Annotated in this window: 17 protein-coding genes; 6 read left to right on the top strand and 11 right to left on the bottom strand. The window is 67.8% G+C overall.

Annotation, left to right across the window (positions count from 1 at the left end):
• The first annotated feature begins 33 nt into the window (after positions 1–33).
• On the top strand, positions 34–1,617 hold the full coding sequence (locus tag BLW48_RS23665) for a class I adenylate-forming enzyme family protein (RefSeq protein WP_093177801.1): 1,584 nt from the start codon (positions 34–36) through the stop codon (positions 1,615–1,617).
• Positions 1,618–1,645: 28 nt separating this feature from the next.
• On the opposite strand, the gene gshA is transcribed toward BLW48_RS23665, so the two are convergent.
• The 7 genes from gshA to BLW48_RS23700 form a co-directional block, all read right to left on the bottom strand.
• Positions 1,646–3,202: a glutamate--cysteine ligase gene (gshA, locus tag BLW48_RS23670; RefSeq protein WP_093177803.1), complete on the bottom strand. Its 1,557-nt coding sequence runs from the start codon at positions 3,200–3,202 to the stop codon at positions 1,646–1,648.
• Between the two features lie 165 nt (positions 3,203–3,367).
• Positions 3,368–3,685: a putative quinol monooxygenase gene (locus BLW48_RS23675; protein WP_093059133.1), complete on the bottom strand. Its 318-nt coding sequence runs from the start codon at positions 3,683–3,685 to the stop codon at positions 3,368–3,370.
• A 23-nt stretch (positions 3,686–3,708) separates the two neighbouring features.
• Complete coding sequence (locus tag BLW48_RS23680) at positions 3,709–4,371, bottom strand: alpha/beta hydrolase (RefSeq protein WP_093177804.1); 663 nt, start codon at positions 4,369–4,371, stop codon at positions 3,709–3,711.
• A 151-nt stretch (positions 4,372–4,522) separates the two neighbouring features.
• Entirely contained in the window at positions 4,523–5,515 is a 993-nt protein-coding gene (locus BLW48_RS23685) for a Bug family tripartite tricarboxylate transporter substrate binding protein (protein WP_093177806.1), read from the bottom strand.
• Positions 5,516–5,597: 82 nt separating this feature from the next.
• Positions 5,598–6,782, bottom strand: a complete 1,185-nt coding sequence (locus BLW48_RS23690) for an FAD-dependent oxidoreductase (protein ID WP_093177807.1) — start codon at positions 6,780–6,782, stop codon at positions 5,598–5,600.
• A 7-nt stretch (positions 6,783–6,789) separates the two neighbouring features.
• Complete coding sequence (locus tag BLW48_RS23695) at positions 6,790–7,725, bottom strand: tryptophan 2,3-dioxygenase (protein WP_093177809.1); 936 nt, start codon at positions 7,723–7,725, stop codon at positions 6,790–6,792.
• Between the two features lie 81 nt (positions 7,726–7,806).
• Positions 7,807–8,787, bottom strand: coding sequence for an AraC family transcriptional regulator (locus tag BLW48_RS23700; protein WP_093177810.1), 981 nt, complete (start codon positions 8,785–8,787; stop codon positions 7,807–7,809).
• Positions 8,788–8,915: 128 nt separating this feature from the next.
• Between BLW48_RS23700 and BLW48_RS23705 the strand changes: the two genes are divergently transcribed.
• Positions 8,916–9,389, top strand: coding sequence for a Fur family transcriptional regulator (locus BLW48_RS23705; protein ID WP_093177992.1), 474 nt, complete (start codon positions 8,916–8,918; stop codon positions 9,387–9,389).
• A 7-nt stretch (positions 9,390–9,396) separates the two neighbouring features.
• Here BLW48_RS23705 and zigA read toward each other — a convergent pair whose 3' ends face one another.
• Positions 9,397–10,590, bottom strand: coding sequence for a zinc metallochaperone GTPase ZigA (gene zigA / locus BLW48_RS23710; RefSeq protein WP_093177812.1), 1,194 nt, complete (start codon positions 10,588–10,590; stop codon positions 9,397–9,399).
• 111 nt (positions 10,591–10,701) lie between these two features.
• Between zigA and BLW48_RS23715 the strand changes: the two genes are divergently transcribed.
• The gene (locus BLW48_RS23715) at positions 10,702–11,190 is read left to right on the top strand and encodes a GNAT family N-acetyltransferase (protein WP_256330888.1); all 489 of its coding nucleotides are present in this window, start codon (positions 10,702–10,704) and stop codon (positions 11,188–11,190) included.
• 106 nt (positions 11,191–11,296) lie between these two features.
• On the opposite strand, the gene BLW48_RS23720 is transcribed toward BLW48_RS23715, so the two are convergent.
• Positions 11,297–12,193 (bottom strand): SDR family NAD(P)-dependent oxidoreductase, encoded by an 897-nt coding sequence (locus BLW48_RS23720; protein WP_093177813.1) that lies wholly within the window; start codon positions 12,191–12,193, stop codon positions 11,297–11,299.
• 54 nt (positions 12,194–12,247) lie between these two features.
• Positions 12,248–13,123, bottom strand: a complete 876-nt coding sequence (locus BLW48_RS23725) for a helix-turn-helix transcriptional regulator (protein WP_093177815.1) — start codon at positions 13,121–13,123, stop codon at positions 12,248–12,250.
• 83 nt (positions 13,124–13,206) lie between these two features.
• On the opposite strand from BLW48_RS23725, the gene BLW48_RS23730 reads away from it, so the two are divergent.
• A complete protein-coding gene (locus tag BLW48_RS23730) occupies positions 13,207–13,863 on the top strand; it encodes a glutathione S-transferase (RefSeq protein ID WP_093177816.1) in 657 nt (218 codons plus the stop codon).
• Here BLW48_RS23730 and BLW48_RS23735 read toward each other — a convergent pair whose 3' ends face one another.
• A complete protein-coding gene (locus BLW48_RS23735; protein WP_093177818.1) occupies positions 13,864–14,766 on the bottom strand; it encodes a LysR family transcriptional regulator in 903 nt (300 codons plus the stop codon). It lies immediately after the preceding gene.
• 134 nt (positions 14,767–14,900) lie between these two features.
• On the opposite strand from BLW48_RS23735, the gene BLW48_RS23740 reads away from it, so the two are divergent.
• Positions 14,901–16,235 carry an MFS transporter gene (locus BLW48_RS23740; protein WP_093177819.1) on the top strand — a complete coding sequence of 445 codons (1,335 nt, stop codon included), beginning with the start codon at positions 14,901–14,903 and terminating at the stop codon, positions 16,233–16,235.
• A gap of 40 nt (positions 16,236–16,275) precedes the next feature.
• Positions 16,276–17,382: a M14 family metallopeptidase gene (locus BLW48_RS23745; protein ID WP_093177821.1), complete on the top strand. Its 1,107-nt coding sequence runs from the start codon at positions 16,276–16,278 to the stop codon at positions 17,380–17,382.
• Positions 17,383–17,386 lie beyond the last annotated feature (4 nt).

The raw sequence follows: 17,386 nt of genomic DNA on the forward strand, positions 1-17,386 counted from the left end.
CAGGCCGCCGTGCCGCCCCAAGGAGACCAACGCATGCAAGCAGCCGACGCCGAACGCGCAAGCATCGCCCGTATTTCGCTCGCAGACGTCGTGCGGCGCAGCGCGAGGCGAGATCCGGACAAGATCGCAGTCATCCAGGGTGATCGGCGGGTCACGTTCTCGGCGCTCGATGCCGCGAGCGAGCGCGTGGGCGAGGCACTGCGCGACCATGAACTCGCCGATCGCCGCATCGCGACGATGTGCGTCAATTCGATCGAGCACCTCGCGGCCATCCAGGCCATCCACAAGTCGGGCAACGTCTGGGTGCCGGTCAATGTGCAGCTCGATGCGGCCTCCATCGAGCATGTGCTGAGTCACGCCGAAGCCAGCGCGGTCTTCATCGATGCAGCGCTGTTCGAAGTGGCGCCACTGCGCACGCTGGTCGAGCGCCTGGGCCTGCTGACGGTTGTGATCGGCGCACAACACCAGGCCACCGCCGGCACGCTGCATTTCGACGCGCTGGCATCGCGCCCGCCAGCGCAGCCGCTGGCCACTGCCCGAGGCGACGATGACCTCGCGCTCATCATGTACACCAGCGGCACCACGGGAAAGCAGAAGGGCGTGATGCATTCCCACCGCTCGGTCCATGGTGCGCTGCTGAGCTGCGCGCAAAGCTTCGAGGCCAACGAGCGCGATGTGGTCGTCTCGGTGCTGCCACTTTTCCACTGCGCCCAGCACGCCATCAGCACCGGCGCATTGATGGTCGGCGCAACGCTGTGGCTCGCCAGCGGCTTCGATCCCGCGGCCATGCTGGCGGCCATCGGGCGCGAACGCATCACCTGGCTGTCGTGCCTGCCGATGATGTTCGATGCGCTGATGAAGCACCCCCAGCGCCCGCAAACCGACTTCTCTTCGCTGCGCCTGTGCATGTACGGCCTGGCGCCGATGCCGAAGAACCTGCTCGCGGACATCCGGCGCGACATGTGCCCCGACGTGCGCCTGGGCACGGGCCAGACCGAGATGTACCCGCCGACCATGGTCTACCGCGCGAGCGACCACCCGGACAAGGACGGCAACTGCTGGGGCGTATCGGTGGCGGGGGTGGAGACCGCCGTCATGGACGACGACGGCCGGCTGCTCGGGCCGGGCCAGGTCGGCGAGATCGTCCATCGCGGGCCCAACGTCTTTCTCGGCTACCTCAAGGACCCGGAGGCCACCGCCGCGGCGCGCCGCTTCGGGTGGCACCACACCGGCGACATCGGCATGCTCGACGCCGACGGGCACATGCTGTTTCTCGACCGCAAGAAGGACATGATCAAGACCGGCGGGGAGAACGTTTCCAGCGTCAAGCTGGAGGCCGTGCTGCTCGCCCACCCCGCCGTCGGCGCCGCGGCCGTGGTGGGCCTGCCGCATCCACATTGGGGCGAGGCGGTCGCCGCGTTCGTGGTCTTGCGCCGCAATGACGGCTCGTGCGGTGAAGATGAACTGCTGGCGTTCTGCAAGGAGCGCCTCGGCCGGTTCGAGGTGCCCAAGTCGATCCGCTTCGTCGACGGGATGCCGATGACGCCGACGGGCAAGATCCAGAAATTTCAGCTGCGCACTGCCCACCTGGCGCTCTTCGAGTCCGCGCAAGGATAGGCGCGGTGCGCAGCGGGTTCAGGACCCGCTAGGCAGCGACCGCCATGCGGCCGCGCGCCATGCCCAGCCGCGCGGGCGAGACGTACTGCTCGCGGTAGATCTCGAAGGGCATGGTGTCGGCCGCCTCGATGCGCTTCTGCTCCTGGATCGACTCGGCAGTCATCTGCTCGAACTCGGCCTGTTGCGCTGCCGAGAACGGCAGGCCCAGCAGTGCGGCGCGGGTCTGCTCCGACTGGGCACGCACGAAGCCGATGAAGGAGTTGCCGTGGTCTTTCTCGATGGCCGCGAGCACGCGGGCCGAGGGCAGGCTGTCGGGGTTCTGCAGCGCGGCCCTGGCGGCGCGCACTGCGTCGGCATGCGCCGTGCCACCCTGCGCCGCGTCGAGCGCGGCGGCAATGGGCAGGCACTGCTCAACCAGCTCCAGGCCCCAGTCGGCCAGCGCCACTTCGCGTCCGTCGCGCTGCAGCTTCAGGCCCGGCTCGCGGCCGCGCGCGGCCGTGAGGTGCTGGTTGTGCGCGAGGTCGGCTATTTCCTGCGGCGTGTCGTCGGGGCTGTCGCTCAGCAGGCAGTGCAGCAGGAACACGTCGATGAAGCGCATGGTCTGCGCGTTGATGCCGACGGTCTCGAAGGGGTCGAGGTCCATCAGGCGCACTTCGACGTATTCCACGCCGCGTTCGCGCAGCGCGTGCAGCGGGCGCTCGCCGGGGTTGATGACGCGCTTGGGGCGGATGGTGCCGTAGAACTCGTTCTCGATCTGCAGCAGGCTGGTGCCCAGCTGGTTGTAGTCGCCGCCGAGGTTGCGGATGCCGATGGATTCGTAGGCCGGCCACGGGCGCGTGAGCGCGTCCTGCAGCGAAGCGCCGTAGCCGTCGAGGCTGTTGTAGCTCACGGCCAGCGAGGCCTGCGCGTCGCTCTGGTAGCCCAGGCGGCCCATGCGCAGCGAGGTGCCGTGCGGCATGAACATGCTGCCGTCGCCCAGCGGCTGCAGCTCGTGCGGGCGGCCCGCCACGAAGCTCGAACACAGGGCCGGCGAGGCGCCGAACAGGTACAGCAGCAGGAAGGCCTGGCGGCGGAAATTGCGAATCAGCGCGAAATACTGTTCGCTCGACACGTCGGGCAGCGACCAGTTGTAGTGAATGCCCGAGATGGTCTGCATGCGGCGGCCATAGCGGTGGCTCAGGCCCATGCGGTAGACGCTCTTGGCGCGGCCCACGTTCGACGAGCCGTAGCGGCCGATCGGAATGGTCTCGTCGGTCGGCAGGCCGCAGGGCATGCTCGACACCCACAGGCGCTCGTCGCCCAGGCCGTCGAGCACGCGGTAGGTGAACTGGTGCACCCGCGTGAGCTCTTCGAGCGCCGATTCGACGTTCGCGTGCACGCCCGTGATGAGTTCGAGCTGCGATTCGCTGAAGTCGGTCGTGATGTGCGGATGCGTGAGCGCGGAGCCCAGGGCCACGGGATGCGGCGTCAGCGCGAGCTTGCCGTCCGGCAGAGCGCGCAGGCTTTCCTTCTCGATGCCACGTCGCATGCCCTGGAGGCGTGCGGCTGAAAGTGCACCCAACCTCTCCAGCAATCTGTTGCTCATATTGTTATGACCCATCAATCTTCTGAGGGGCTGGAAGGTAGCACGGGCACGCGGGCATTGCTCGTGCAGGGAATCCCGAGGCAGGCTACCCTGTGGTTCGCTATGTTTTTGATAGCTACCTGCATAGACGACGCGCCAGTGAACGGCCCCGATGGCTGATGAATTTCAGGCCTTGGCGCGCCCGGCCGACAGGTCGATCTCGTCCGACTGGTAGACGTGTATCTCCGGCGTGCCGTCGGCCATGGCCGCCAGCGCCTTGCCGAAGGCGCGCGAGGCGTCCACGCGAAAGTGCGTCTGCAGCGCGGCCATGTCGCTCCAGCGCTCCACGAAGGTCAGTCGCAGCGGGTCCTGCACGTCGGTCGTGACTTCATGCGAAATGCAGCCGGCTTCGGTGCGCGAGCGCAGCACGTGCTCGGTGCTGATGGCGAGCATGGCCTGCAGGGTGTCGGGCTTTGCCAGGGCGTGTCCGATGACCAGGATCATTTTCTTGTCTCCTTCGACGAAGTTCAGCCGAGCACCCGCAGCAGGAAGCGGTTGAGGTCGGCGATTTCTTCCATGCACACCGAGTGCGCCATCGTGTATTCGTGCCACTCGACGGTATAGCCCAAGGCGGCCAGCGCGTCGCGGGAGCGCATCGCCGCGGCAAGGGGCACCACGGGGTCTTGCCGGCCATGGGCGAGGAACACGGGCGTTTCGTGGTTGGCCGCGTGGCGTTCGGCCGCCGTGGTGGCCGCGATCGGCAGGTAGCCGGAGAGGCCGACGATGCCGGCAAGGCGTTCGGTGTGGCGCAGGCCCGTCATCAGCGCCATCGCGCAGCCCTGCGAGAAGCCGGCCACCACGATGCGGCTGGCGGCGATGCCGCGGGCTTTTTCACTGGCGATGATCGCCTCGATGGTCGCCTGCGAGCGGCGCAGTCCGGCCTCGTCTTCCTGCGCTGCCAGGTCGGGCAAGGCGATGTCGTACCAGGCCGGCATCTGGTAGCCGCCGTTGATGGTCACGGGCATGACCGGCGCATTGGGGAACACGAAGCGCACCGGGCCCACGGCAGAGAGCTCGAGCTCGTTGGCAATGGGCACGAAGTCGTTGCCGTCGGCGCCGAGGCCGTGCATCACGATCACCGTGGCGGTGGGGTTGGGGGCGGTTTCGATCTCGATGGGAGGACGGGACATGGTCGGGCAAAGGTATTCAGGAACGCGGATGACCGCACCTTAGCGCATCCGGGGCCCGCCCAAGGCACGGAAACGGCCGGTTGGCTGACTTGCACATCGTTGCGATGTGCCACCGTGCGGTTGCCCGGGCAGGCGACTGTCTGACTGTCTGTTACTCGGCCTTGATGCCCACGGCCTTCACGATCTGCGCATAGCGCTCGTATTCGGCCGCCACTTGCGTCTGGAACTGCCGTTGCGGATGGCCCGTGGCCTCGATGCCCTGCACCGCGAGTTCTGCACGGGCGGCCGGAGCCTGCACGATGCGCCCCGCCTCCGCCGCGATGGCGTCGAGCACCGGCTGCGGCGTTCGCGCCGGCGCGAACAACCCGAACCACGTGCCCGAGCGGTAGCCCGCATAGCTTTCGCCCACAGTCGGCACTTCGGGCAGCAGCGCATGGCGCTTCTCGCCGCTGGTGCCCAGCGCCACCAGCCGGCCGCTGCGGATGTGCGGCAGCGCGGGGCCGACCGCGATGAACATCACGTCGACCTGCCCCGCGATCACGTCCTGCATGCCCAGCGGGCCGCCACGGTACGGGATGTGCGTGACGTAGATGCCGGCCTTCTGCTTCAGCAGCTCCATGCTCAACTGCTGCGGGCTGCCGTTGCCGGCCGAGGCGTAGTTGATGTGCCCAGGATGCGCCTTGGCCGCGCGAACGAAGTCGGCCACCGTGCGGAAGCCGGTCTTCGGGTTGGCGACCAGCACGAAGTCGATCTGCCCGAGCGACACCACCGGCACCAGGTCGCGCCGGGCGTCATAGGGCAATCCGGCCTGGATGTTGGGGAGGATGGTGATGGGCCCGTCTGCGCCCACCAGCAGCGAGTAGCCGTCGGGCTGCGCCTTGGCCAGCCCATCGGCGGCCAGGATGCCGGCCGCGCCCGCGCGGTTGTCGACCACCACCGGCTGCTTCCATTGCTCCGACAGGCGCTGCGCCAGGTAGCGCGCCAGCACGTCGGGCGAACTGCCGGGCGTATTCGCGACCGTGATGTGCACGGGCTTCGACGGGTAGGCCGCCGCCGGTTGCGCCTGCGCGGCCACGGTCAACGAAGCGCAGGCCCACAGGGCAAGGACCGGCTTGAGCAGCTTCGACAGGAAATGGGCACGCATGGCGAACTTTCGGTTGCAGGAGGCAAAGCGCGCGATTCTGTCGCGCCCTCGCCCGCAAGCGAACGACCCATTTGTCAGATGCTTAGGCTGGTTCCGGCATATGCAGCGAGCCGAACTCTCCCAGCTGCCGATAGAAGGCATCGACCTGCTGCTGCGCCCCCTCGCGCATCGCCGCATTGCGCCGTGCGCAGCTCTCGGCATCTTCCATCGCCCCCGCCTCGCCCACCTTGCGCGAGGCGTCCTGCACGAAGCGGCACATCGGGTAGCGGCGTTCGCCGAAGGCGTGCAGCGTGGCGTCGGCGATGCCGTGCCGCGCGAGCATGTCGGCCAGCACCACCGCGTCTTCCACCGCCATAGCCCCGCCCTGCCCCATGAAGGGCGTCGAGGCATGCGCCGCATCGCCTATCAGCAGCACGCGGCTCGCGTGCCAGGGCAGCGGCGTGTGCACCTCCTCGACGGCCGTGTAGAGCACTTCGGAATCCGCGCCTAACTGGTCCAGAAACTGCCGCGCCGGGCCGCCGAACTCGGCGAAGCGCTCGCGCATCTGCCCTGGCCAGGTCTCCTTCGGATACCAGCGGCCGGCGAGCTCGCTGACCGTGCCGAAGATGTAGAGCCTGTCGTCGCTAATCGGCATGATGCCCAACCGCTTGCCGACGCCCATCATCATGATCTTGGCGTCCAGCGCACGCGGCCGCTCGTGCACGCTGCGCCAGACGCCGAAGCCGGTGTAGCGCGGTGCGACGGGGCCGGCGACGGCCTCACGCACCTGCGAGCGGATGCCGTCTGCGCCAATGACGAGGTCGAAGCGCTGTACCGTGCCGTCCGAGAACACGACCTCCGCGCGATCGCTGCCGCCGGGCGAATCGATCTCCGCGACCGTCGTCGCCAGCCGTATCTCCACGCCCAACGCATCGAGCCGCGCGGCCAGGATGCGGTGCATCTCCGCGCGCCTGATGCCCACGATAGGCGCCGAGCCGCCGCTGGAGCGCGGATAGAACACATCGACGATGGGCTCGCCGTGGTGGTCGAGGTAGACATTGCGGCCGTCCTCTATGGCAAAGCCCGCGTCGAGGATGCCGGGCAGAACACCGACCTTGCGCAGCGCCTCGAGCCCGTTGCCGTAGATGAAGATGCCCGAGCTCTGGAAGCGCCACTCGGCCTGCTTCTCGACCAGCGTGACGCGAAAGCCCTTGCCGGCCAACGAGATGGCGGCCGAGCAGCCCGCGATGCCCGCGCCGACGATCAATACCCTTGCTGCCTGTGTCATGCCGTGCTCACAGCTGCGTCCGCACGGACCACAGCTCGGGAAAGAATCGGTGATCGACCACGCTGCGCAGCCACCCCACGCCAGCCGAGCCGCCCGTGCCCGGCTTGAAGCCCAGGATGCGCTCGACCGACACGAAATGCCGCCAGCGGTACTGCGAGAACACGTCGGCGATGTCCATCAGCGCCTCGCCCAGCCTGTACAGGTCGTTCTCGGGCGTCGGATCGCCATACACCCACAGCCACGCCGCCTCGACGCCCGGGTTCGGCACATAGGGCTCTGACCAGTCGCGCGCCAGCGCCCCGGGCGGCACGGCGATGTCGCGGCGGTGCAGCAGCGCCAGCACGTCGTCGTACAGGCTCGGTGAATTCAGCGCGCGCTCCATGTAGGGCCACACGTCGGGGTTGTTCGCATGCGCGCGCGCCAGCGGAATCGACTTGTTGCCGAGGATGAATTCAACGTGCCGGTACATGTACGACTGCTGCCCCGAGGCAATGCCCAGCGTGTTGCGGAACTGGTTGAACTCGTGCGGCGTGATGGTCGAGAGCACGTCCCAGGTCTTGCCAAGGAATTCGAGCAGCGCGCGCACGCGCGGCACCAGTTGCAGCGCACCGGCCACGTCGTCGCCCCGGATGCGTGCCTGCGTGTTGGCCAGCTCGTAGTGGATGGCCTTGAAGCTCAGCTCCTTGCAGTGCGTGATGCACATGAAGACCATCTCGTCGTGGCCTTCGCTGCGCATGTGCTGCAGGCTCAGCAGCAGGTCGTTGCGCTGGTGCTCCAGGTAGGGGTTGCTGCTGCCTTCGAAGGCCACCAGTGGCTCACCATCGGTGTTTTGCACGGTGGCTGCGCGCTGCTGGTTGTCGCCGGTGGCGATGGGCTTCACCAGCGACAGCTCGAGCGCGGGGTTGCGCACTTCGGGAATGACTCTTTTGCGTGGGGTTGCCATGCGCCGATTGTTCGACCCGCACGCCACCGCCTCAACCTCCGGCACGCCGGATTTGGGCACCGACCGTCCGGGACGGCGGATTCAGTCGGATTCGGGTCCGCCCTGCTGGCGGGCGTACGCGCTCGGGGTCATGCCCGTCCAGCGCTGGAAGGCGCGCGAGAACGCCTTCTCCGACGCATAGCCGACCGCCTCGGCCACCTGGTGCAGGCTCAGCTGCCGGTTCTTGAGTTTCTCGGCCGCCAGCGTCATGCGGTACGAGCCCAGGTAATGCATGGGCGTGACGCCCACGAGCGCGCGAAAGCGCTCGCTGAAGATGGTGCGCGACAGGTAGCTGGCCTGCGCCAGCGTGGCAACCGACCACGGATGCTCGGGCCGCTCGTGCATCAGCGACATCGCACGGGCAATGCTTTCGTCGTCCAGCCCGCGCAGCCTGCCGACCTGCCCCGTCTGGCTCTGCGCCTGCGGCTGGGCATAGAGGTGCTCGCACAGGATGTGCACCAGCAGCAGGTCGGCCATGCGCGCCGCCGACAGCTGCCAGCCCGGGCGCTGGGCCACGGTTTCATTCACCAGCGATTCCATGGCCTGCGCCAGCGAGGCGGTGGTGGGAATCTGCGCCTGCCGAAGCACGATCAGCGACGGCAGGCTGCCGATGATCGAGCCCAGGCCCTGTGCGGGCATCCACAGGTGCAACGAGAACAGCTCGGTGACCGGGCCGCCGCCGCCATGCGAGAACACGATGGGGTGGTCGCCGTGCCGGCCGATCGAATGCGCCTCGATCAGCTCGCGGAAAGGCATCGCATCGAGCCCCGGCACGGACGACACGGTGTGCGCCCCGCCCTGCGGCAGCATCGCGATGTCGTGCGGCGCCACCTGCACCGGCTCGGCGCCGTCCACTGCAATCCAGTAGGGTGCGCCGGTGCACATGCGGATCAGCGGACCGGCCACGCCGGTCGAATGCAGCGCCCAGGGAGCAGAGAGCGAAAACCGCGCAGTCACCGCCCTTTCTGACTTGTACATCGCAAGCACATGGCTGAGTACGTCGCCGCCCCGCTCTGTGTCCATGCTGTTCGTGCCGCCCGGTGGTGTGTCTCGATGGCGGCGATTATCTGGCATGCCAGGCGGGCGATTGCGCCCCGCGCTACCCAAGGCGCCCCGGGATGCAACACAATGGCGTTTCGCAAGAAGACCGCATGAAGACAACGACATCGCACCCGAAGCCCCCTCGCGCCGCCCCGTTCGACAGCGAAACGCTGCTTCGCGACAACGGCCTGCGCGTCACGCGCGCCGCGCAGACCGTGCTCGAGCTGATCGAACACAGCTCGCAACCCCTGACGCACGAGGAGGTGGCCTCGGCCTACACCGCCGCCACCGGCGAAACGCCCGACCGCGTGACGGTCTACCGCGTGCTCGACCGGCTCGTCGAGGCCGGCCTGTGCGACCGCCGCGTGGGCCCCGACCGCGTCAACCGCTTCTCGCGCCATGTGGAGGCAGAGTCGGGCAACACCTTCGAGTGCGACCAGTGCCACAAGGTGCTGGCGCTGCCTTCGGACCCGGAGCTGCCGAAGGTGATGGGCCGTCTTGGCCGTGCGCTGCGCAAGCAGGGCATCGACACCCGCCACACTGCGCTGACCCTCCACGGCACCTGCGGCGACTGCGCCCGCTAGGCTTTTCTCACACGTTCCACGAAGGGAACGGATCCGGAAAGTTCTGCCACCACGAGGCGCCGAAGCGCATCTCGTTTTCCGTGAGCAGGCACTCGTCGAGCCGGGCGCGCAACGCGTCTTCGTCCATGCCGATGCCGATCAGCACCAGCTCCTGCCGCGCGTCACCCGTGGCCGGGTCCCAGTTCTTGTGGATCAGCTCCAGCGCATCCGGCTCGGTCGGCCAGTGCTCGCGCGGCACCGCGGCCCACCAGAAGCCTGCCGCACCATAGCGGCAGGCACCGCCGGCCTGCGACCACGAGCCCGCACGCGTGGCGCGACTTGCAAGCCAGAAGAAGCCCTTGGAGCGCACCACTCCTTCCCATTCGCTTTGCACCAGCTTCCAGAACCGCATCGGGTGAAACGGAATGCGCGAACGGTAGACAAAGCTGCGAATGCCGTATTCCTCCGATTCGGGCACGTGCTCACCACGCAGCTCGGCCAGCCAGCCGGGTGCCTGCTCTGCCTGCTCGAAGTCGAACAGGCCGGTGTCGAGCACGCGGTCGAGCGCCACGCGGCCGAACTCCGACACCTCGATGCGGGCACGCGGGTTCAGGCTGCGCAAGATGGCCATGAGCCGTTCGCGCTCCTCGAGCGTGACGAGGTCGGTCTTGTTGACCACCAGCACGTCGCAGAACTCGATCTGCTCGATCAGCAGGTCGACCACCGTGCGCGTGTCCTCGTCGCCGAGCGACTGGCCGCGCTGGCCGAGGCTGTCGGGCGAGCCGTAGTCGCGCAGGAAGTTGAAGGCGTCGACCACCGTCACCATGGTGTCGAGCCGGGCCACGTCGGCAAGGCTCTTGCCGTCTTCGCCGGCGAAGGTGAAGGTTTCGGCCACGGGCAGCGGCTCTGAAATGCCTGTGGACTCGATCACCAGTTGGTCGAAGCGCCCCTCCTTCGCAAGCCGGTTGACTTCGATCAGCAGGTCTTCGCGCAGCGTGCAGCAGATGCAGCCGTTGCTCATCTCGACCAGCTTCTCGTCGGTGCGAGAAAGCTCGGCGCCGCCGTCGCGCACGAGGGCGGCGTCGATGTTGACCTCGCTCATGTCGTTGACGATGACCGCCACACGGCGGCCCTCGCGGTTGTGGAGGATGTGGTTCAGCAGCGTGGTCTTGCCGGCGCCAAGAAAGCCGGAGAGCACGGTAACGGGGAGGCGGTCAGCCATGGGGCAGGCTCCATATATGCAACAGGATTGCATTATATGGATCAACGCAACCTTGTTGCGTTTTACTGCCGAGCCCCGGTCGCCATCGACCGTTCGCCTACCATCCGGAAAATGACCTCCGAACCCCGCACGCCCTTGCAACTCGTCTGGCCTTCGCACGAACACCTCGCCGGCTACATCGCCGCGCTGGAACGCGGCTGGTCGCCCAACAACCTGCGGCCCGAAGCCGGCCAGGAAGAACTGGCGCAGATCCACGCCGACCCCGAACGCTTTCTGACCAGCCTCGTCGACCCCGAAGCCAAGGGCCCGCCAGTCGCGCTGCCCGGCGGAGGCACCGTGCCCCGCCTGCCAGGCTACCGGCGCTGGATGTGGGACGGCGAGTTCTGCGGCAGCATTCAGCTACGCTGGCAGCCTGGCACCAACGCCCTGCCCATCTACTGCCTTGGCCACATCGGCTACGGCGTGGTCCCGTGGAAGGGCAACCGAGGCTACGCCAAGGCTGGGCTGCGCTGCGCGCGCTGCTGCCCGAGGCGCGCACCAGGGGCCTCGATCACGTCGACATCACGACCAGCCCCGAAAACCTCGCCTCGCAGCAGGTGATCCGCGCCAACGGCGGCGTGCTGGTGGAAGAGTTCGTCAAGCTACCCGAGCTCGGCGGCACGCCTGAACTGCGCTTTCGCATCGACGTGCGGGAGCTCCGGTAGCGCTACATCTCGAAGGCCTCGACCTGCCTGCCGTCGATGTCGGTAAAGCCGTATTCGCGCGCCAGGTCGGCCACGCGCAGTACCTCGCCGCTCTTGTCCATCACCCGCGCATCGCCGGCCAGCGCCGCGATCGCCCGTCCCAGGTAGCGCGGCGACTCGGTGCGCGCCAGCGCGGGCCGCTCATGCCAGTGCGCCTCATCGGTCTTGTGGCCGGCCAGCACGAACTCCGTGCGCATCCAGCCGGGCGACACGGCAATGGAGGCGACGTTGTGCGACCGCAGGTCTTGCGCCATGCCGAAAGCCAGCCGGGTCATCGAAGCCTTCGCCAGGTCGTAGAAGAGGCTGCCGCGCAGATAGTGGTCGCGGTCCCAGAAGGTGGTGGTGAGGATCAGCCCCTTTTTCTGTCGCACCATCAGCGGCGCGGCACAGCGGCTGGCCACGAGGTGGTTGCGCACGCCGCGGTCGAACATCGAATCCCAGTTCGACAGCGGGTGCTCCCAGAAAGGTGCTTCGAACACGCCATTGAAGGTCTCGTGGCCACCCCAGGCGTTGTTCACCAGCAGGTCGATGCGGCCTGCCTCGCGCTCCACGCGGGCGATGAGCGCCGCCACTTCTTCTTCGCGGGTGTGGTCGCACTGCACGGCGATGCCGTGTCCGCCCATGCGGGTGAGTTCGTCTGCGGTGTCGTCGATGCTGCCGGGCACGGCCTGCATATCAGACAGGGCCAGCAACTGGCCGTAGGTTTGCGCGGGCCGTTCGCGTGTGCTGCGCCCGGTGACGTACACCGTGGCTCCGGCGGCGCCCAGTTCCAGCGCGATGCCGCGCCCTGCTCCTCGACTCGCGCCAGTCACCACTGCCACGCAATCCTTCAACGGGCGACGGGTGTTTTCGTTCTGCATGTTCGGTTGCTCCTTCGATCTGCCTGTGCAAGAGCGGACGAAGATAGTGCGCGCTCAACGCGCCGTCTTGGAAGAACCCGAAACGGCGTGCCCCATGAACTCCGTCGGCGTAACGCCGCAGAGCGCGCGGAACTCGTTGACCATGTGCGACTGGTCGTAGAAGCCGCTGTCGAGCGCTACGTCAGCCCACGCGGGCGACGACTGCAGCCGCAGCGCGCGCAGACAACCATGCATGCGCGCGAGCCGGCTCCAGGCGCGCGGCGAAAGGCCCACATGGGCATGAAAGAGCTGCTGCAGTCGCCGTTCGCCAACGCCGACGGTCGTTGCCACCTCGCGCAAGGAGCGACGCCCATCGGATGCGGCGATGAGCTGCGCGGCATGCATGGCAGCGGCTGTGTTGCCTGCGGCGGCGCTGCTGTCGCGAAGCCGGCGTTGCAGAACGGCGTGCAGCAGCGTCACTCGCGCCGCGTCGTCCGGCGCCTCGGCCATGCGCCCCAGCAGCTCGGTGCCTTCACCCTGCCACAGCGCATCGAGGTGCACGGCGCTGCCGCCGATCTCGCCCACTGGCAACCCCAGCAGCGCAGCGGCGGCACCAGGGCGCAGGGTGACGGAGAGCCCCTCCACCTTTCGCCGCATGCGCACCACCACAGGCGCGGCCGAAGCGCCAATGGCTTCCACCGCCAGCCCCTCGCCTTCACCGGCGGACGGTGCATCGCCGAGGTTGAACACCAGCCGCACCGCGCCGTCTGGCAGCACGCGTTCGCGCACCTCGTGCCCTTCGGCGAAGGTCTCGCGGTACAGCATGATGTGCGAGACGTGGCCGCGCAGCGCAGCCCCAACCGGGAACGCGCGCAACGTACCCGCAGGCACGCCAGATTCCGGCCCGTGCAAGGGGTCGTCGTCGAGGCGAAGGAAGAGGCGTTCGGCCATGGCAGTCCATTGTGATGAAAACCCCGTCCGGGTGCGAGCCAGCCGCGGTCGCCGAAAATCGACCGCTTCGCCCACGCACACGAATGCCCGCCACCGCCCTCCCCGTCCTCTATTCATTCCGCCGTTGCCCCTATGCGATGCGGGCCCGGCTCGCGCTGATTGCGAGCGGCCAGCGCTGCGAGCTGCGCGAGGTGGTGCTGAAGAACAAGCCGACCGAGATGCTCGCGGCCTCGCCAAAGGGCACGGTGCCTGTGCTGTTGACTGAAGACGGCACGGTGCTGGAGCAGAGCCTCGACGTGATGCTGTGGGCCCTGCGGCGCAACGATCCGCTGCGCTGGCTGCAGCCCGGAACCGGCACGCTGCAGGACATGCTCGCGCTGGTCGCCGCCTGCGACGACGGCTTCAAGCCCCAGCTCGACCGCTACAAGTACCCCGACCGGCATGCGGATGGCGGCGAACCCGCGCGCGAGCGCGGCGCTCAGTTCCTGCGCGACCTCGAAACCCGGCTGTCGACTTCGCCCCACCTGACCGGCGCGCACGCCACGCTGGCCGATGCCGCCGTCATGCCCTTCGTGCGCCAGTTCGCAATGGTCGAGCCCGCGTGGTTCGATGCACAGCCTTGGCCCCGCCTGCAAGCGTGGCTGTCCGGCTGGACCGCCTCGGACCTGTTCGAGCGCGCCATGCACAAGTACGCGCCCTGGAAGACCGGCGACGCCGGCGTCAGCTTTCCGCCGCTCTAGCTAGCCGCCCATCGCCGCCGCCGAGGCCCGCTGGATGCATTCGACGAAATGCTGCGCGGCCGGCGTCAGCAGTTGCCCGCGGCGCTTGATGACGCTGACGCTCAGCATGGGCAGTTCTTCCTCGATCTCCACGCGCCGGATGCCGTGGCGCTTGAAGGTCAGCGTTGCCAGCGGCTCCACGAACAGGCCGACCAGGTCCATCTGCCCGACCAGCGCCAGCGCCACCGTGACCGATTGCCCCTGGATCACCCGCGCCGGCGGCGGCAGGCCCAGTGGCAGCAGCGGCGACACGGCCTCGCGGCCGCTGAAATGGTCGTCGCCCGGAAGAATCCACTCGGCCTTGTAGAGCTCGCGGATCGAGCGGCTCGCGCGCAGCGGATGACGCTCGCGCAGACCCACCACCAGCCTCACCGGAAAGAGCTCCATCGCCTCGAACTGCGGATCGAGCCGGCCCGGCACCACATGCGCCACCGCAAAGTCGAGCGAGCCCTCTCGCAGGCGCCCCAGCATCCAGGGCAGCACCGTTTCGCTGAACTGCACGTCGACCGCCGGCAGCCGCGCGTGAAAGTCCTTGAATGCAGCCGGCAGCACCGTGAGCGCGAACGAAGTGCTGACAGCCAGCGAGACCTTGCCCGTGAGCCCGTCGCGGATCTGCGCGATCTCGTCGCGTGCGCGCTGCATGTCGGCCAGCAGCAGCCGGGCACGTGGCGCAAAGGCCTTGCCGAACTCGGTGAGCCGCACGCCCTTGACGCTGCGCTCCACCAGCGGCGCCCCGACTTCGCGCTCCAGCTCGCGCACGATCTTCGTCACGGCCGGCTGGGAAATGCCCAGCACGCGGGCTGCGGCGCGAATGCTCATCTGCTCGACCACCGCCACGAAGGCGTGCAACTGATTGGGTTTCATGACAACCAAAAGTTATCTTTGACGCCCAATTATTGTCTTTTCATGACAGCAGCGAGTCTCTAGCATCCGGCGCGGTCAGTGCGTAGATACCTTCGACCGACATCCTCGAAAAGCAAAGCCAACACTGGAGAGCCATGAGCAACCCAAGCAAGCAGCCCGCGCCGTCCTCGTCCCCCGCTCGCCCCGCACGCAGGCGCCAGACCATCGTGGCCACCACCATCGGCAACGGGCTGGAGTTCTTCGACTTCACCGTCTACGGCTTCCTGGCACTGGTGATCGGCAAACTGTTTTTCCCGACCTTCAATTCGTACGGACAGCTGCTGCTGACGGTGGCCAGCTTCGGCGTGGGCTTCATCATGCGGCCGCTGGGCGGCATCGTGATCGGCGCATACGCCGACCGCGCGGGCCGCAAGAAGGCCATGACGCTCACCATTTTCCTGATGGCGCTGGGCTGCGCGCTGATTGCCTTCACGCCCACGTACGCGGCCATCGGCGTAGCGGCGCCAGTCGTCATCGTGCTGGCGCGGCTCATCCAGGGCTTCTCGGCCGGCGGCGAAGTCGGCGCCTCGACCACGCTGCTGGTCGAGCACGCCACGCCGTCCAACCGCGGCTACATGGCGAGCTGGCAGTTCGCGAGCCAGGGCCTGGGCGTGATGCTCGGCGCTGTCGTGGTGGGCCTGCTGACCTTCACACTGTCGACGGAATCGATGCAGAGCTGGGGCTGGCGCGTGCCCTTCATCATCGGCATGCTGATCGCGCCGGTGGGCATGTACATCCGCCGCCACCTGGAAGAGTCGCTGCACATCTCGCCGGAAGAAGCCGCCGCGCCGCGCGAGAGCAGCCTGAAGATCGTCTGCACGCAGCACGGCAAGACGGTGTTGGCAGCGATTCTTTCGCTGGTGGGCGGCACCACGGCCGCATATGTCGTCACGTTCTACATGCCGACGTACGCCGTGCGCGAGCTCGGCTTCACGCCGTCGGTGGCGCTGTTCGGCGCCGCGCTCACCGGGCTGATCTCGTTCGCCTTCGCGCCCTTCGTCGGCAAGCTGTCGGACGTGGTGGGCCGCAAGCCGCTCATCGTCTGGAGCCGCATCGCACTGGCGATCCTGATCTACCCGGGCTTCCTGTGGCTCAACGCCTCGCCCACGCCGACGGTGCTGTTCGTCGTGCTCGGCGTGTTCAGCTTCGGCCTGGTGGTGCAGACGGTGCCCGGCATCACGATGCTGCCGGAGATGTTCCCGAAGGCGGTGCGCGCCAGCGGCATGTCGCTGGTGTACAGCGTGGGCGTGGCGCTGTTCGGCGGCTTCGCGCCCTTCATCAGCACCTGGCTGCTCAACGCCACGGGCAGCAAGCTCGCGCCGGCCTGGTACCTTGTGGCGATGACGGTGGTTTCGCTGATCGGCCTGCTCTGGCTGCGCGACCATACGGGCCGCGACATCGATGCCGCGGGCGCCCACGCAACGGCCTGACGACTTTCTTCACCATTCCACGCACAGGAGTCCCCACCTCATGCCAACAACACAACGCTCCGCCGCCACGCGTTATTTCTCGGGCACGTACGTCGAAGCCCGCGCCAAGTTTCTCGAGGCCGCAGCGCAGCGCGGCGCGGCTGTCGAGTCGTTCGTGCTCGAAGCGCACCGCGGCGCGCTCGGCGAAGAGCTCGCCACCGACGTGGCGTTGATCGGCGCGATCGACGCGAACAAGCTGCTGCTCGTGACCTCGGGCACGCACGGCCCTGAAGGCTTCTGCGGCTCGGGCACGCAGATCGCCACGCTCAACGATGCCGACCTGCTTTCGCGGCTGGAGAAGGCCGGAGTCGCGCTGCTGCTGGTGCATGCGGTCAACCCGCATGGCTTTTCGCACCTGCACCGCACGAACGAAGACAACATCGACCTGAACCGCAACCACATCGACTTCAATGCGCCCCTGCCGGTGAACGCCGAGTACGCGGATGTCGAACCGCTGGTGCTGCCCGCGACCTGGCCACCGACACCCGCCGACGAAGCTGCCGTGGCCGCCTACGTCCAGCAGCACGGCATGACCGCCTTCCGCGCAGCCGTGACCAAGGGCCAGTACACCTCGCCCGACGGCCTGTTCTACGGCGGCACTGCTCCCTCGTGGAGCAACGGAACCATCCGCAAGATCCTGCGCAAGTACGCTGCATCGGCCACCCACATCGGCTGGATCGACGTGCACACCGGTCTCGGCCCCTACGGCCATGGCGAGAAGATCTACCCGGGCCGCAATACGCCCGAAGACCTTGCGATGGCCCACGCCTGGTGGGGCGCGGACGTGTTCGCGCCCTTTGCCGGCGACTCGGCCTCGGCCGACGTGTCGGGCCCGGTGATCTCGACCGCGTACGACGAATGCCCGAACGCGAAGATCGCGCCGATGGGCCTGGAGTTCGGTACGTTGCCCGACCTCGAAGTACTGACCCGCCTGCGCGCCGACACCTGGCTGCGCCGCCACCCCGAGGCACCGGAAGCGCAGAAGCGCGAGATCCGCGCAGAACTGCGCGACGCGTTCTACTGCGACAACGAGGAGTGGAAGGGAATGATCCTCGGGCAGACCCGCGTCGTGCTGCTGCAGACGCTGCAGGGCCTTCGCAAGGCCTGATCGA

It is taken from the genome of Variovorax sp. YR266 (assembly GCF_900107295.1).
GTDB lineage: Bacteria > Pseudomonadota > Gammaproteobacteria > Burkholderiales > Burkholderiaceae_C > Variovorax.

Excerpts from the sequence above, each read along its gene's own strand:
- BLW48_RS23665 (WP_093177801.1), top strand. The coding sequence starts at position 34 with ATGCAAGCAGCCGACGCCGAACGCGCAAGCATCGCCCGTATTTCGCTC.
- gshA (WP_093177803.1), bottom strand. The coding sequence starts at position 3,202 with ATGAGCAACAGATTGCTGGAGAGGTTGGGTGCACTTTCAGCCGCACGC.
- BLW48_RS23675 (WP_093059133.1), bottom strand. The coding sequence starts at position 3,685 with ATGATCCTGGTCATCGGACACGCCCTGGCAAAGCCCGACACCCTGCAG.
- BLW48_RS23680 (WP_093177804.1), bottom strand. The coding sequence starts at position 4,371 with ATGTCCCGTCCTCCCATCGAGATCGAAACCGCCCCCAACCCCACCGCC.
- BLW48_RS23685 (WP_093177806.1), bottom strand. The coding sequence starts at position 5,515 with ATGCGTGCCCATTTCCTGTCGAAGCTGCTCAAGCCGGTCCTTGCCCTG.
- BLW48_RS23690 (WP_093177807.1), bottom strand. The coding sequence starts at position 6,782 with ATGACACAGGCAGCAAGGGTATTGATCGTCGGCGCGGGCATCGCGGGC.
- BLW48_RS23695 (WP_093177809.1), bottom strand. The coding sequence starts at position 7,725 with ATGGCAACCCCACGCAAAAGAGTCATTCCCGAAGTGCGCAACCCCGCG.
- BLW48_RS23700 (WP_093177810.1), bottom strand. The coding sequence starts at position 8,787 with ATGGACACAGAGCGGGGCGGCGACGTACTCAGCCATGTGCTTGCGATG.
- BLW48_RS23705 (WP_093177992.1), top strand. The coding sequence starts at position 8,916 with ATGAAGACAACGACATCGCACCCGAAGCCCCCTCGCGCCGCCCCGTTC.
- zigA (WP_093177812.1), bottom strand. The coding sequence starts at position 10,590 with ATGGCTGACCGCCTCCCCGTTACCGTGCTCTCCGGCTTTCTTGGCGCC.
- BLW48_RS23715 (WP_256330888.1), top strand. The coding sequence starts at position 10,702 with ATGACCTCCGAACCCCGCACGCCCTTGCAACTCGTCTGGCCTTCGCAC.
- BLW48_RS23720 (WP_093177813.1), bottom strand. The coding sequence starts at position 12,193 with ATGCAGAACGAAAACACCCGTCGCCCGTTGAAGGATTGCGTGGCAGTG.
- BLW48_RS23725 (WP_093177815.1), bottom strand. The coding sequence starts at position 13,123 with ATGGCCGAACGCCTCTTCCTTCGCCTCGACGACGACCCCTTGCACGGG.
- BLW48_RS23730 (WP_093177816.1), top strand. The coding sequence starts at position 13,207 with ATGCCCGCCACCGCCCTCCCCGTCCTCTATTCATTCCGCCGTTGCCCC.
- BLW48_RS23735 (WP_093177818.1), bottom strand. The coding sequence starts at position 14,766 with ATGAAACCCAATCAGTTGCACGCCTTCGTGGCGGTGGTCGAGCAGATG.
- BLW48_RS23740 (WP_093177819.1), top strand. The coding sequence starts at position 14,901 with ATGAGCAACCCAAGCAAGCAGCCCGCGCCGTCCTCGTCCCCCGCTCGC.
- BLW48_RS23745 (WP_093177821.1), top strand. The coding sequence starts at position 16,276 with ATGCCAACAACACAACGCTCCGCCGCCACGCGTTATTTCTCGGGCACG.